The organism is Gulosibacter chungangensis (assembly GCF_008831155.1).
GTDB classification, from domain to species: Bacteria; Actinomycetota; Actinomycetes; order Actinomycetales; family Microbacteriaceae; genus Gulosibacter; species Gulosibacter chungangensis.
In genome coordinates this window covers 716,583-731,225 of sequence record NZ_WBKB01000001.1, presented here as the reverse complement: position 1 = coordinate 731,225, position 14,643 = coordinate 716,583, and the positions used below count along the sequence as shown (strand labels likewise).

General features: G+C 63.6%; 14 protein-coding genes. 3 read left to right on the top strand and 11 right to left on the bottom strand.

Annotated features, from left to right (window positions below; genetic code table 11):
• Positions 1–6: 6 nt before the first annotated feature.
• Positions 7–609 carry a hypothetical protein gene (locus tag F8O05_RS03290; protein WP_158051284.1) on the top strand — a complete coding sequence of 201 codons (603 nt, stop codon included), beginning with the start codon at positions 7–9 and terminating at the stop codon, positions 607–609.
• A 516-nt stretch (positions 610–1,125) separates the two neighbouring features.
• Here F8O05_RS03290 and F8O05_RS03285 read toward each other — a convergent pair.
• The 4 genes from F8O05_RS03285 to F8O05_RS03270 all read right to left on the bottom strand — a co-directional run bounded on the left by F8O05_RS03285 (position 1,126) and on the right by F8O05_RS03270 (position 4,448).
• Positions 1,126–1,599 carry an NUDIX hydrolase gene (locus F8O05_RS03285; RefSeq protein WP_158051283.1) on the bottom strand — a complete coding sequence of 158 codons (474 nt, stop codon included), beginning with the start codon at positions 1,597–1,599 and terminating at the stop codon, positions 1,126–1,128.
• Between the two features lie 106 nt (positions 1,600–1,705).
• Positions 1,706–2,377, bottom strand: coding sequence for a methionine ABC transporter permease (locus F8O05_RS03280; protein WP_158051282.1), 672 nt, complete (start codon positions 2,375–2,377; stop codon positions 1,706–1,708).
• The gene (locus F8O05_RS03275; RefSeq protein WP_158051281.1) at positions 2,374–3,417 is read right to left on the bottom strand and encodes a methionine ABC transporter ATP-binding protein; all 1,044 of its coding nucleotides are present in this window, start codon (positions 3,415–3,417) and stop codon (positions 2,374–2,376) included. Before F8O05_RS03275 ends, F8O05_RS03280 begins: the two co-directional genes overlap by 4 nt.
• 149 nt (positions 3,418–3,566) lie before the next feature.
• Positions 3,567–4,448: a MetQ/NlpA family ABC transporter substrate-binding protein gene (locus tag F8O05_RS03270; RefSeq protein WP_158051280.1), complete on the bottom strand. Its 882-nt coding sequence runs from the start codon at positions 4,446–4,448 to the stop codon at positions 3,567–3,569.
• A gap of 116 nt (positions 4,449–4,564) precedes the next feature.
• Between F8O05_RS03270 and F8O05_RS03265 the strand changes: the two genes are divergently transcribed.
• Positions 4,565–5,383, top strand: coding sequence for an SDR family oxidoreductase (locus F8O05_RS03265; protein ID WP_158051279.1), 819 nt, complete (start codon positions 4,565–4,567; stop codon positions 5,381–5,383).
• 148 nt (positions 5,384–5,531) lie between these two features.
• On the opposite strand, the gene F8O05_RS03260 is transcribed toward F8O05_RS03265, so the two are convergent.
• Complete coding sequence (locus tag F8O05_RS03260; protein ID WP_158051278.1) at positions 5,532–6,995, bottom strand: MDR family MFS transporter; 1,464 nt, start codon at positions 6,993–6,995, stop codon at positions 5,532–5,534.
• A 113-nt stretch (positions 6,996–7,108) separates the two neighbouring features.
• On the opposite strand from F8O05_RS03260, the gene F8O05_RS03255 reads away from it, so the two are divergent.
• Entirely contained in the window at positions 7,109–7,708 is a 600-nt protein-coding gene (locus F8O05_RS03255) for a TetR/AcrR family transcriptional regulator (RefSeq protein ID WP_192497009.1), read from the top strand.
• Between the two features lie 327 nt (positions 7,709–8,035).
• On the opposite strand, the gene F8O05_RS03250 is transcribed toward F8O05_RS03255, so the two are convergent.
• The 6 genes from F8O05_RS03250 to mvk are packed head-to-tail and all read right to left on the bottom strand — an operon-like array spanning position 8,036 to position 14,555.
• A complete protein-coding gene (locus tag F8O05_RS03250; protein ID WP_158051276.1) occupies positions 8,036–9,187 on the bottom strand; it encodes a hydroxymethylglutaryl-CoA synthase in 1,152 nt (383 codons plus the stop codon).
• 2 nt (positions 9,188–9,189) lie between these two features.
• Positions 9,190–10,239, bottom strand: a complete 1,050-nt coding sequence (locus F8O05_RS03245; RefSeq protein WP_158051275.1) for a hydroxymethylglutaryl-CoA reductase — start codon at positions 10,237–10,239, stop codon at positions 9,190–9,192.
• Positions 10,236–11,381 carry a type 2 isopentenyl-diphosphate Delta-isomerase gene (gene fni, locus F8O05_RS03240; RefSeq protein WP_158051274.1) on the bottom strand — a complete coding sequence of 382 codons (1,146 nt, stop codon included), beginning with the start codon at positions 11,379–11,381 and terminating at the stop codon, positions 10,236–10,238. Before fni ends, F8O05_RS03245 begins: the two co-directional genes overlap by 4 nt.
• Positions 11,378–12,595, bottom strand: a complete 1,218-nt coding sequence (locus F8O05_RS03235) for a phosphomevalonate kinase (RefSeq protein WP_225735702.1) — start codon at positions 12,593–12,595, stop codon at positions 11,378–11,380. The genes fni and F8O05_RS03235 overlap by 4 nt, the downstream gene beginning before the upstream one ends.
• Entirely contained in the window at positions 12,592–13,560 is a 969-nt protein-coding gene (mvaD, locus tag F8O05_RS03230) for a diphosphomevalonate decarboxylase (RefSeq protein ID WP_158051273.1), read from the bottom strand. The genes F8O05_RS03235 and mvaD overlap by 4 nt, the downstream gene beginning before the upstream one ends.
• Positions 13,557–14,555, bottom strand: a complete 999-nt coding sequence (mvk, locus tag F8O05_RS03225) for a mevalonate kinase (protein WP_158051272.1) — start codon at positions 14,553–14,555, stop codon at positions 13,557–13,559. The genes mvaD and mvk overlap by 4 nt, the downstream gene beginning before the upstream one ends.
• Positions 14,556–14,643 lie beyond the last annotated feature (88 nt).

Here is a 14,643-nt window from a genome sequence, read left to right as displayed (position 1 = left end):
GAAGTAATGGCACTGTCCAGGAAGAACAAGCGCAAGCTCGAACGTCTCCGCCGAGACGCAGACCGACTTTGGGGCGACCAGCAGGAAGTGCTCGCCAAGGCCCGCGACCTCGGTAGCCGCGGTGTTGAGTCAGCCCGTGACTACGCGGACGCCGAGGTGCTCCCCGCAATCCGCAAGAACGTTGAGAACGTCCGCCCCGCGTTTGAGCGCGGTGTCGAGTCGGGTCGTTCGGCACTCCACAAGGCCGAGTCGGCCCTGCAGCGCAATGTCCTTCCCGCAATTGCTCAGGCAGGCGGCAATGTCACCGGTGCCGTGCGCGAGTTCGTTGACTCGAACAAGACGGTACAGCAGGTGCAGTCCCGCGGCGAGAGCATCGCTAAGGAAGCGGTGAAGCGCGTGGAGGAACTGCAGAAGCAGATCGCCAAGGAGCAGAAGAAGCAGAAGAAGTCCGGCATCGGCGTTGGCGGCTGGTTCGCCATCGGTGCGGGCGTTGCTGCGCTCGCCGCCATTGGCTATGCGCTGTGGCAGACCTTCCGCGCGGACGACGACCTCTGGATCGCCGACGAAGAGCTCGACGCTCCCGTTGAGACCGTCACCCGCAACAACTAAACAGCTTTAGCGAGAAGGATGCGTGCCCCGGCTCCCCGGGCCACGCATCCTTTTTCTTCCCGCCCGTTGAGTAGCGGAGCGTATCGAAACGTGCGGGCGCGCTTCCTCCCACCAAGCAGCCACGCACTAACTCGTCACCAAACGCTGCCACCGCCACCCAAAACAGCATCCATCGACGAGTCCCCAAACAGACGCCCGCTAACTCGTCACCAGATGCTGCCGCAGCCACCAACCACAGCATCCATCGACGAATCTCGGACGAGTGGCCCGCCAACTCGTCACTCGATGCGGCCACGGCCACCAACAACAGCATCCGTTGACGAGTCTCTGAAGAGCGTTGAGTAGCGCAGCGCGTTCTTCCCCGCTGATTGAGTAGCGAAACGTACCCCTTCCCGCCCGTTGAGTAGCGAAGCGTATCGAAACGTGCGGGAACACCTCGATACGGGCTACGCCCTACTCGGTGATCGAAGGTGGTAGTACTCGGTGAACGAGCGGATGTGCGGCGTGCAGCGCGCGCTAGTTGCCTTTGCGCTTGGAAAGCTTTTCGAGGTGGCCGTTGCGCGGACGCTCATGGTAGAGCCGCATCGCGACCCGGACGAGCGACACCGTCTGCAGGGTCTTCACTTCCGAGAGGTCAAACCACTTCGCTTCGTCGGTGGTGCCGCCGACTTCGCTGCGCAGCTCTCCCCCGGTGATGCTCGCGAGGTAAACGATCCGCACATTCTGTAGCGGCGCCTCCCCGGGCTTTCCGGCGCGGCGACGGTTACGCGCGTTGACCACGATCGAATCGACACCGAGCATCTGGTCGATCGCGGCCTCGTAGCCGGTCTCTTCGCGAATCTCGCGGATCGCGGCATCGTAGGGATCCTCCCCCGCCTCCACACCGCCGCCGGGCAGCGTCCATCCCGAGCGTCCGCGCGCGTTCCAATGTGCAAGCAAGATTTGCTTATCGCGCACAATCACGCCGTAGGCGCCGACACGGAATCTCAATTCGACTCCTTTCGGCGAACAGACAGATGGACAATTGCAATAGTCTACGCCGCCGCTACCTGCGCAGTTGCTCTATCGGCAGCGCCTCGCCAAAGCGACCACGCAGCTAGCGACGCATCGCCTTGCGGGCCAGCCAGTTCCCGAGGAACTGCACCACCTGCACCAGAATGATGATGATGATCACGGCGGTCCACGTGACCCAGGGGTTGAATTGGCGATAGCCCCATTGGATCGCGAAGTTACCGAGACCCTCACCACCCACGTAGCCGGCCACCGCCGACATGTCGATGACGGCAACAAAGGCGTAGGTGTAGCCAAGAATCAGCGGGCCGAGGCCCTCGGGAATTACCACCGTCAGCAGCGTCCTGAAACGCCCCGCACCGCTCGCGCGCGCGGCTTCGACGACTCCGGGAGGCACTGTCACGAGCCCCTGCTCAACGAGCCTCGAGATACCGAAGGTCGCGGCGAAGGTCATCGCGAAGATCGCCATCTGGTTACCGATACCGATACCGATGATGGCTCTCGCGAAGGGCTGCAGTGCGGCGAGTAAGATGATGAACGGGATCGGTCGAAAGATATTCACGATCACGTTCAGGATGTTGAAGATGAATTTGTTCTCGAGGATGTTCCCGGGCCTGGTCGCGTAGAGCGCGACGCCGAGAATGAGCCCGAGGATGCCGCCGAGCAGCATCGCCATCGCGACCAGCATGAGCGTGGTCGCCAGCTCCCCCGGCAGCTTCGGCAGCAGGTCAATGAGGCGGTCAATCTGATCGTTCATGCGCGGTTCGCCCCCTCGAGCGTCGTTACGCTGGCAATCTGCGAAACCTGTGCGAGCGACTCGCGAATCTGTGCATCCTCGCCGGTCAGTTCAAAAGTGAGGTGCCCGAAGGAGCGGCCCGAAACCTCATTCATACCGCCGTAGACGAGCTGCGCGTTCGCACCCGAGGCCAGCAGCCGTCGCAGCACCTCGTGCTGTGCGGTCTGCTCATCGTTCACGGTTACCGTGGCGAGCAATCCGGTATGACGGGAGCGGAGGTCAGCGAGCTCGCGGTCGCCCGGGATGCCGGGGATGATCGTCGAGACAAAGCGCTGGGTCGCGGGATGCTGGGGTTTCGAGAAGATATCGAAGACCTCGCCCTGCTCGACCACCTTGCCCTTTTCCATTACCGCGACGTGGGATGCGATGCGCTTGATCACATCCATCTCGTGGGTAATGACGACGATCGTGACGCCGAGTTCGCGATTCACTCGCTCGAGGAGGTCGAGGACGTCTGAGGTGGTTTGCGGGTCGAGCGCCGAAGTCGACTCGTCGGCAAGCAGGATCTTTGGGGAGGTGGATAGCGCCCGGGCGATGCCCACACGCTGCTTCTGGCCGCCCGAGAGCTGATCGGGGTAGGCGCGAGCCTTGTCGGCGAGGCCCACGAAGTCGAGCAGTTCCTTGACCCGCGCGGCCCGGTTCTCTTTCGGGTAGTTCGCGACGTTGAGCGGGAACGCAACGTTCGCCGCGACATTGCGCGAGTTGAAGAGGTTGAACTGCTGGAAGATCATCCCAATGTCGGTGCGAACCTTCTGCAGTCGCGATTCGGAGAGCTGGGTGATGTCGGTGCCATCGACTTCGATCACACCCGAAGTGGATGGTTCGAGCGCGTTAATCAGCCGCACCAGGGTGGATTTTCCGGCCCCCGAATAGCCAATTACGCCGAAGATATCGCCCGGATTGATGTCGAGCGAGACACCATCCACCGCACGGATCGGATCTCCGCCGCGTTTGGCGGAGGGATATTCCTTCACCACATCGCGCATTGAAATCATTGCCATTTGCGTTCCTTTCCGTGCCTACTCAGCGCTGGCCAGCGGCCGCTAACGTGACACGCACCCGGTACCGACGGTAACCGGGTGCGTGTCTAGTATTGCCGAGCGACAAGGGATATTCCCAAGCGACAAGCGAATTGCCTGTCAGTTTGGGCTTAGGGCTGTGCTTCCTGAACTTCGGCGAGCGAAGCCTGAAGTTCCTCGGCGGGGATTACGAGCATCACGGCCGTGCCGCCCGAGGCCTCAAGGGCACCCGCCTGGACGTCTTCATTGGTCTGGTAGATCTCCACCAGCTTCAGGAGCGTCTCGTTGGTCTTGTCTTCCTCGCGTACCGCGAAGACGTTGACGTAGCCGAAGGATGCGGGGTCGTTCGGGTCATCCTGTGCGATCGCGTCTTCGGCGGTGAGGCCAGCGTCTGCCACGAAGTCGTTGTTGATGATGCCGGCGTCAAGGTCGGGCAGCGAAGCGGGGATGAGGTCGGCGTTGAAAGCCTGGACCGTCACCTTGGACTCGTCCGCGATGATGTCGTCGAGGGTCGAGTAGGGGCTACCGCCGTCCGCGAGCGAGATCAGTCCGGCCGACTGCAGGACGAGCAGCCCGCGAGCCTGGTTGGTGGTGTCATTGGGAACACCGACGACGCCGCCCTCGGGGATGTCATCCACCGAGTCGTACTTCGAGGAGTAGAGGCCCAGCGGGTAGATCGCGGTCGAGCCGATCACGGTGAGGGTGTCACCGGTCGCGTTGTTGTGCTCGGCGAGGTAGATGATGTGCTGGAACTGGTTGATGTCGAGTTCGCCGGCGCTCAGAGCGGGGTTCGGCTGGTTGTAGTCACCGAAGTCGACGATTTCGAGGTCAATGCCCTCAGCTTCGACGGCCTCTTCGAATACGGCCCAGTACGGCTCCGAGGCGCCAACGACGCCGAGCTTGATGGTTTCGCCGGTCTCGCCGCCGTCGCTCGAGCCACCCGAGCAGGCGGCCAAGCTACCGATGAGCGCAAGCGCGCCAGCAGCCGCCAGCGCCTTTGTAATGCGTGCCATAGGGAGGTTCCTCTCAAAGATTCGGCGCGCTGATACATCCGCGCCTGACGGATAAAGTTTAGAGATTCCAAGCGGATTCACACTAATTTCTGTTCATTCCGCGTAATATTCGCCGGATGCGAGCAACTCTTCAAGGACGAACCGTGCTCATCTCAGGCGGTAGCCGCGGCATTGGGCTTGCAATTGCACGCCGCGCAGCCGCAGAGGGCGCCAACATTGCGCTGATCGCCAAAACCGCTGATCCGCATCCAAAACTCGAAGGAACCGTCTTCTCCGCAGCCGAGGAAATCCGCGCCGCCGGGGGCCAAGCGCTGCCGATAGTCGGCGACGTTCGTGAGGAATCCAGCGTGGTGGATGCGGTAGCTCAGACGGTCGCGGAATTTGGCGGTATCGACGTGGTCGTGAATAACGCCTCGGCCATCAACCTCACCGGTTCTGCCGAGATCGAGATGAAGCGCTACGACCTGATGCACCAGATCAACACCCGCGGCACCTTCCTGCTGACCCGCACCGCGCTGCCGCACCTGCGCAAATCGGCTGACCCACGCATCCTGAGCCTGTCGCCGCCGCTGAATCTCGCGCAAAAGTGGCTCGGCGCCTACCCGGCGTACATGCTCGCGAAGTACGGGATGACACTGGCGACCCTCGGCATTGGCGCCGAGACGGGCATCCCCGCCGCGACCCTGTGGCCGCGCACGACGATTCGGACCGCGGCCGTCTCGAACATTCTGGGTGGGGATGAGGTCTACCGTCGCTCGCGTACGCCCGAGATTTATGCGGATGCGGCGCACGCGCTGCTAACCGGGCCGGCTGAGGCGATGGCCGGCCAGCAGCTGCTGTGCGAGGACGTGCTGCGGGATGCGGGAGTTACGGACTTCTCGAAGTACTCACCCGGAGTGCCCGAGTCCGAGCTTTTTCCGGATGCGTTTGTGTGAGGTTCGAACTGTCCAAAATTGTGCACGCCGCAAACTGAATACCGGCGAGTTTGCGGTCTACCGCCCCAGTTAGGCGGCGTGTCGCGTCGAAGCGTGCACAATTTTGGACAGGCGGGAGCGACTGGGAAGAGCCGGGAGCCGCGAGGAGCTAACCAGTCGTGACCATTCCGGTGTCGGCCTTGGTCGAGGCCTCCAGCACCACGGGTTCGGGACGGTTCGCCTTGATCGTGAAGGCGAGGACAACCGCGACCAAGGTCAGGATGCCGCCGACGACGAACGGGTAGCGCACCGCATCCTCAGTCGACCCAGCGAGTGACATGCCGAGGCCAAAGGCGGTGAGGAAGAGCGCCGTGCCGATTGCGCCTGCGAGTTGCTGCAGCGTGTTCACGATTGCCGAGCCGTGGCCGTACATTTCGCGCGCGAGCGAGCCGAGCGAGTGGGTCATCATCGAGGCCATCACGAGGGCCATCCCCGCGCCGAAGACCGTGTGGCACGTGATGACGAGCCACACGGGAGTGTCTGCACCCGAGGTGGCAAGGCCCCACTGTCCCGCCGAAAGGAGAACCGCCCCCGGGATCACAAGAGGGCGCGGGCCCTTGCGGTCGAAGATACGACCCGCGATCGGCGAGATAACCGCTTGGATGAGTCCGCCAGGCAGGAGCGCGAGGCCCACCGATGCAGGGTTCAGCCCGAGGCCGTTTTCGAGGTAGACCGGCAGCACGACGACCGAGCCGAGCATCGCTCCGAAAGCAATCGCGATAATGATCACGCTGCGGTTGAAGGCACTGTTCTTGAGCGGTGCCAGGTGCAGGAGCGGGGCGCTCTGCTTGCGTACCAGCGCGTTCTGCCGACGCACAAAGAATGCGAGCGCGATCAGGCCGATGACGATGGCGACAAGCGGCAGGAAGTCACCTTCGATGACCTGCGAAACGCTCGAGACACCGTAGACAAAACCGCCGAAGCCGATGATCGAGAGCAGAATCGAGAACGCATCCAGGCGACCCGCCGGCCTTCCCTTGCCCGAGGGAAGCGACACGAGACCCGCAGCGAATGCGAGGACCGCGAAGGCCGCCATGCCCCAGAACAGCGCGTGCCACGAGATCGCGTTGATGACGATTCCGGCAACGGTGGGTCCAACGGCAGGCCCGACCGAGAGAACGACGGCATTGAGCCCCATGATCGAACCGCGGTGCTGGGCCGGGACCAGGTGGAGCGTCGTAGTCATCAGCAGCGGCATGATGACCGCGGTGCCGAGCGCCTGCACGATGCGCGCGATGAGCATCGTCTCGAAGTTCAGCGCGAGCGCCGCGACCAGGGTGCCGATGCCGAAGAGGGCGATGGCGGTGAGGAACAGCGACTTCATGCTGAACCGCTGCATCAGATAGCCGGTCAGAGGGATGCAGATCGCCATCGTGAGCAGGAAGCCGGTGGTGAACCATCCCGCAGTGGCTGCGGAAATCGAGAAGTCGGCCATCAGCGATGGCAGCGCCACGGTCAGGACGGTTTCGTTCAGGATCATCACGAATGCGGCAACGGCAAGCGTTCCGATGATGGCGACGAGTCGTGCGGTTGAAAACGCTTCAGGCGGGGTCTGCTTCTCGGTCTGGGTCATAGATTTCCTCAGCTTCTAAATATTTGAAGCAACAACCATGTCACATTGTGCCATCTTGTCGTAAGCTGACGTCGGCAAATCTCTTTGAAATCGGACGTGAAGCAATGGCGACCATGACCTCAGACGGCCTCTCGCTGACCGAGCGCCGTCGCGCCCAAACCAGCAACGACATCCACCTGGCGGCAATCGCCCTCTACGAAAAGCAAGGTGTGGATGCGACCACGGTCGCCGAGATTGCGTCGGCGGCTGGAGTGTCCTCGCGTACGTTCTTTCGCTACTTCGAGAACAAGGAGCACGCGGGCATTCCGGGGCAGTTCAGCCTGCGCAACCGGGTTGCGCGTTTCGCGCCCTCCGATGGCTCGCCGAGCAGTGTGCTGCGACAGATCGAGGGCCTCTTCGAAGAAGAAATTCTGAGCGGGGTCGAGCGCGATGAAGATTCGGTGCGGGTCGCCCGGCTGTTTGCGGCGGAGCCGGCTCTGCTGGAAGAGGCTGCGGCGCAGCTGCAGCGGGTGTCGAAGCTGTTGCAGGTTGTACTGTCAGAACACTGCCCTTCGCTGCAGCGATCAACCTCGTTGATGATCACTGACCTAGCGATGACGACCTGGCACACCAGCTGGGAGACCCTCGGGCAGCGCTATCGCGCCGGGGAAGACATCACGCCGATTGAGAACTACCGCGAGCACTGCGCGCTGCTGCGCGAAATCGTGCGCTGATGCACCGGGCCGCTGGTCAAAATTGTGCACGTCCTGAGCGACGTTCGGGCGGATCAGCACGTTTTACCGCAGTCGCCCGGCGTGTCGCGCCGAAGTATGCACAATTTTGACCACGGCTGGGCTGGGGAAGGCTGGGCCGGGCCGGGCTGGGCTGGGCTGGGCTGGGATGCGTAACCTCACCTTGTGCGCGTCGGAAAAGTGCACGCTACGAGGATGTAACCGGCGTGTCGCCGCGTGTCACCCCATAGCGTGCACTTTTCTGACAAGGCCTGCGCTGGCACTGGATCCAGGGCTGGGCCGGGAGGCCCCAGCCCAGCCGGATGCCTACTAGTTGGCTTCGTACTGGCGGGCGCCGCCCTTGATGCCGGCAAAGCGGAAGGGGGCCTTGGTCACGCGGGGCGTCTCAGCATCCGCCTGGCTCGGCAGCACGTTCTCGTGCAGTTCGACGTACTCGTCGAAGGTGATGACGTTGCGTTCGGCAAGCTCAGACTGAATTGGCTCGCGGTAGAGGTGCTCGCGGTAGTCGTCGCGCACGACGCCGGTGAAGAATTCACCCGCACTACCCGAACCGTAGCTGTAGAAGCCGACGCGCTTGCCAGCGAGATCGTCATCGTGGTGCAGCAGCGAAATCAGCCCCGAGTAGATCGAAGCACCGTAGGTATTGCCGAGGTTGCGGTTGTACTCGAAGCTGGCTTCGAGCACATCCTCGGTCAGTTCAGCACCGGTGTGCTTCGCGAGCTCGCGGTGGCCCTTGCGCGCCATTTTGGTGAAGGGCTGGTGGTAGAGGAAGCGGTCGATCTCTCCGATTGGGTGACCACCGTTGGCCTGGTAGTCGTCCCAGGAACCGGAGAGTGCATCCAGGTATGCCTTGAGCGAGAGCGCGCCGTCGACCACCGCTGTGGTCGAGTCGTTCGGGCGCCAGAAGTCATCCACATCGGCGCTGTAAACGCCGGTCGCAGGCTCGATCTCCACGAGAGCAGGGTCGGCGGAAATCAGCATCGCCACGGCGCCGGCGCCCTGAGTGGGTTCGCCCGAGCCTGCCAGTTCGTACTTGGCGATATCGCTCATCACCACAAGGACCTTCGCCTCCGGGTCGCGTGCAATCACACCCAGCGCCGACTGCAGCGCCACGGTTCCGGCATAGCAGGCCTGCTTGATTTCGGCCACGCGCATGGCCTGCGGCAGTCCCAGCAGGCCGTGGATGAACATCCCGGCCGACTTCGACTGGTCAACTCCCGACTCGGTTGCGAACAGCAGCGAGCGGATGCCTTCGGTTCCGGTGCGCTCGATCAGTCGCGCCGCCGCGGTGGCCCCCATGGTGACGGGGTCCTCGTCGACGGCGGGCACGCTCATGAGGCTCTGGCCGAGGCCAATCTCAAACTTGGCCGGGTCCACGCCGCGCGCGGCTGCGAGATCGGCGAGAGGAAGCACGTTGTGCGTCGTGGCGAGCTCAATGTCGTGAATACCAATGGTGGTCATAGTTACTTCCTTTCACCGCGCTCAAGCGCTACGTGTGATCGCATCAGCTCGCCGGGGTTGGTCTGGGCGGCAAGGAGCGAGAGCTCACCGCAAAGCACGGTCGCGGCGATCATGGCCGCAAGACGTCGTGCGTTGGCGCCGGGTTCGCGCTCTTCACGGCAACCCAGCTGTTCAAGAGTGTCGTTGACGTGGTCGAGGTGCTTTCCGTTCCCGACGGTACCAACGATTAGGTGCGGCAGAGAGCAGGAAAAGTACAAACCTTCGGCACGATTTTCAGCGTAAACAATGCCTTGTGAGCCCTCAACGATGTTGGCGGCATCCTGTCCGGTCGCCAGATAGAACGCGAGGAGCATGTTCGCGAAGTGCGCGTTCGCCGAGCGCAGGGCCCCGGCGATCGTGGAACCCACGAGGTTTTTGCGCACGACCATGTCGGTGATCTGCTGCGCGGTGCTGCGCAGTTTCGTCTCGACGATCTCGTGCGGGATGAGGATCTCGGCGACCACGCGCTTGCCGCGACCGAGCACGCCGTTGACGGCGGTGGCCTTCTTGTCCGAGCAGAAGTTGCCCGAGACGGAGCCGTAGTCGAGCCCGAGATCCCAGGAGAGGATCAGGTTCATCAGGGTGTCGGCGGCCTGGGTGACCATATTGTGGCCGGAGGCGTCGCCGGTGGTGAAGGCGAAGCGGATGAACAGCAGGTTGCCGACGATTTCCTCGTGCATTTCGATGAGCTTCGCGAAGCGGCTCTGGGCCGAGACGGCTTCCTGCAGTTCGGCTTCGCGGGCGCGGATGCTCGCCATCGCCTCGTAGGCGTGGCCGGCATCGCGCGCGACAAAGAGTGTGGAGCGGGTCATCCGTTCATCAATGACGGTGGTGCGGATGCCGCCCTCCACCAGGCGCGAGATCCGGGCCCCGCGACCTACCGAGGGCCATAGTGGGGTCTCATAGGTGGCCAGTGGCACCTTGATCTCTTCATTGATTGCGTTCCCGCTGATCCGGAGCGGGCCCACCCAGCTTGACGGAATCCCGGTCACAAATTGGTCGTGCTTGCTCATCGTTCCTCCTGGAGGCGAGCGCCAGAGCGGTCGCTCAGTGCGGCGACGTCAATGCCGCGAAGTGTGGCGAACTCGCGCACGCGTCCGCGCACGAGTAGGTCGGTGTTAGTGAGGTCTGCCGGTGTGGCTGCGCCGAGCATGGCGTGCAGCATCCGCAATTGGTCGAGCCAGCTGCGGATCTCGTCGGTCAACGTCTCGGGTGTGCCCTCAAGTGCCGGCAGTAGGAAGGGTCCGGCAACGCCGACCGCGCGCGCCCCGAGTGCGAGGGCTTTGATCGCGTCGAGCGGATGCCGCACCCCGCCCGAGGCGAGGAGGGTCGGGAACGCGACCGGTGCATCCAGGAGGCAAGCTGCGGCAGACTGGCCGAAATTGCCAAGATAGGCGAAGGCGTTGCCCCCGCGCGCCGACTCGATCCGCGCGAAGTTCGTGCCGCCCAGGCCCGAGACATCGGCGATCTGCACGCCCACTTCTTGCAGTTGCTGGAGCGTGCGACGGCTCAGCCCGAAGCCGACTTCTTTCACGATTACGGGCACGTCGGTTGCGGCCACGGTGCGCTCCACGCCGCGCAGCCAGTCGGCGAAGTCGCGGCCGCCCTCGGGCATCACTGTTTCCTGCACCGCATTGAGGTGCAGCTGCAGCGCGTTCGCTTCGAGGAGGTCCACCGCGCGCTGACCGTGGTCGGCAGGCCGCCCCGCACCGATATTCGCCATTACGAACCCGTCCGGGTTTTCCTCACGAATGACTCGGAAGCTCGCGGCCGTTGCGGGGTCGTCGATCGCGATGCCAACCGAACCGGATGCCATGGGCAGGTTGAGCTCTCGGGCCGCGATCGCGAGGGCGCGGTTCACGCGCATCGCGGTTTCGGCGCCACCGGTCATGCCGTTGATGTAGAGCGGTGCGGACCAGGTCCAGTCACCGACCTGCGCGGTAAGGTCGACGGTCGCGTTATCGATTCCGCCGAGGGCGTGGTGCAGGAATTCGAGATCATCGAATTCGTTGTGTCCCTTGACGGCAGGGTCCTCGCGGCGCTGATCGGCGGCGAGCCTGATGTGGTCTTCCTTGCGGGCGGATGCGCTGGCGACAGCCTGTCGGTGCGCCTCACCATCGCGAGTGGGCTCGACGCTGTGTGGCGACTCGGTCATGCTTCGCCTCCTTCGGACTCGCGAGCATCCGAGTCGGAAGCACCGGAGTCGGAAGCATCAGAGCCGAACGCACCCGAGTCACCAGCTTCCGAGCCATCAGTCTCCGAATCGCACACGTCCGCCTCGCCGCAAGACGGGTACACCCCGAGCCCGAGGCGGCTGATCCCGGCGGCCTGCCAATCGACGAAGATGGCGTCATTGTCGGTTTCCGGACCCGCGAGCACGATGCCGCAGTCGCCACCGCCTGCGCCCGAAGGTTTCGCGGCGGCACCGTGCGATTCGGCGATCTCGCACAGGGCATGCAGTTTCTCGGTTTCGATCTGAATTCCGGTGGTTTCTCCCAGCCCCTGCAGCAGCGTGCGCGCCGCCCGAATCAGCTCGAGCGTGCGCGACGCATCCTGTGCCTGCATGGCCGATACCAGCGCATCCACAATGCCGCGACTTTCGGCGAGGAAAGCTTCGTGGCTGGTGGAGTCGACCGGCGTACGTTTTTCGACGCCCTTGACGAGGCGTTCGGTGGATGCGGGGGAACCGGTCCAGCCGACGAGGAGTTCCAGCGTTTCGGGTTCCGGAAGTTGGGTGACGCTGAAGTCGTCCCACCCGGCCGAGCCGAGGGTTTCCGAGACGGTCTCATTGCATTCGAGATCTTCGAGGAGCGCGTCGCGATCCGGCGAGGTGTAGCGGATCCAACCGCCAAAGGTGCTCGCCGCCAGGTCGCCGCCGGATGAGCGCGGAGCGACCCGCGCGGTAGACAACAGTGCGAGTTTGAAGCGTTCGGTGGGGGTCAGCCCGAGCGCGTAGAAATCGTTGATTGCGGCGATGGTTGCCACCACCACCGCGGCAGAAGAGCCGAGGCCGAACTTGCGGCCGCTGGAGTCGTCCAGCTCGCTTTCAATGTGCAGATCGAAATAGCGCGGCTCGTACCCGCGCTCCCCGCGCAGTCGTTCGGTCACGGCGATCGCGGCCATCACGTAGTCGAACGGCCGGTGTTCAAGCTGGATGCTGTCGTCATCGTCGCGGGTCCAGACCACCGGTCGCAGACCGTACTCGCTGGAGAACACGCGCCCGAGATCATCGCTCGGGGTGAGTTTGACGGTGAGTACCCGGTCGACCGCGACGATCACCGAGGGCTCCCCGGGTTCGACAACCGCGTACTCACCTGCGATGTACAGCTTGCCCGGCGCTTTTGTTTCGATCGCCCCGCGCTCGTTCACAGAGCCTCGCTGTCCGCGAGGAGCTCGGCTCCGGGCCCCGGAGCCATTGTGCGCACCGAGCCGAACTCGACGAGCGCCGCTGCCACCGCATCTGCGTCTTCGGGACGTGCGATGACGCAAACATTGGGGCCAGCATCCGCCGTGGCATAGGCCTCGAGACCCGATTCGCGCAGTTCTCGCACCTTGTTGAAAATCGCGAGGCTGGTCGGTGCGAGGTAGAGAATCGGCGGGTCGCAAGCCTGAATCGTGGCGTGCATCCGCAGCGCATTGGTTTCAGTGATCCGGCCAATGCGGGTGAAGTCGTTGTCGGCGCAGGCGCTCATCATCGACTCGAGTGCCTGCTCGGTGGAGCTCACCCAGGCGTCGTTAAAGGGGGAGGTCAGCGCGGTGCGTTTCATCGCCTCGCGACTGGAGATTTCCTTATTGCCGGCGTTGACGACCACCACGATCATCCGCATATCGGGGGCGTCGATGGCTTCAGCCACGGAAGTTTCGTCGTCGCCCGCGCGCCAAACCGCGAAGTGCGGGATGACCGAACGGGTTGCCGAGCCGGAACCGCGACGAGCGAGGCGGCTGACATCGGCCGGGTCGAGCGAGAGATCGTAGGCCTTGGATGCGGCCAGTGCGAGGGCGGCGAAACCAGAGGCTGAGGATGCCAGGCCCGCGGCGGTCGGCACCTCGTTCTTCGAGCGCACGGCGGCGAACTCGCGAATTCCGGCCTGTTCGCGAACCAGGTCGAGGAACTTCGTCACTCGGCGAAGCGGCTCACCCTCGATAACCTCGCCGTTCAATTCAAAATGGTCGGCGGCGGCCTCGGGGGTGCGTTCCACGGTGGTGGTCGTAGGGAAATCGTCGAGGGTCATCGACATGCTGCCGGTCAATGGCAGCATGAGCGTCGAGTCGCGCTTGCCCCAGTACTTCACGAGCGCAATATTGGGGTATGCGCGAGCCGTGGCCTTGGTCATCGAGTTGCCTCCAGGGTCATGGTCCAGACGTCGGCCGCACCGGCTTTGGTGAGCGCGGTAGCCAGCGCGTCTGTTGCTTGGGGCGTGGCCGCAAGCGCAATGATGCAGCCGCCAAGCCCGCCGCCGGTAAGTTTAGCCCCGATGGCGCCCGCATCCAGCGCCGCGGTGACGAGGTCGTTGAGCTCTGCCGAGCTCACGTCGATGCGGGTGAGGAGTCCGTGAGCCTCGGTCATGATCGTCCCGAGGGTCGGCACGTCGCCGTCGGCGAGCGCAATGCGGGATGCTTCGGTCAGTTCCCCGAGGCGATTGATGGCTGCGGTGGCCATGTCGTGATCAAGCTCGTGCAGTACTCGGACTCCGGCGAGGGCCTGCGCGGTGAAGCTCGGCCGCCCGGTATCGGCAATCACAAAACCGAAAGGGGTACCGACCTCGATGCGGCTGGCCTGTCCGTGCTGAAAGTAGACGGGATGATCGGAAATCACAGTGCGTGCATCCAAGCCACTCGGAGTGCCGTGGGCAATGCGTTCGGAGGCCTGGATAAGTTCGTAGCGCTCGTCGTCGTTCCAGCGCAACCCCGCGACGCTGGCCGCTGCATCCACAATCGCGCCCGCGACCGCGGCCGAGGAGCCGAGCCCGCGACCGACCGGTACGCTGCTGCGAATTGTGACGCCGACCTGGCCTTTTTCGAAACCCGCAGCCTGGGTGACCGCATCCACCGCGGCGAGCACCGGGGCCACTTCTTCGGGTGCTGCATCGGAGAGCCCGACGTAGAGGTCGCTGTCGATCCGCGCGGCATCGAAAAGCCGCAGCGTGACGGCCGCTTCGACGCTGTTCACCGGCAGCGCGATGGCAGGTTGCCCGTAGACCACGGCGTGCTCACCAATGAGAATCACCTTGCCATGGACGCGGCCTTCACCCTCCGCACGCACTGTCGGAGCGTCGGAGAGACGAAGTGCTGCGGTATGAAAAGGATTCGCTGGAACGGGCTGATTCATGCGGATTAAGCGTGTGGGTAGCTAGCTGTCATGCGGTAAGGGCAATTCCATGCTCGTAATGAAACACGCGGACAGGCACAGCCCATCC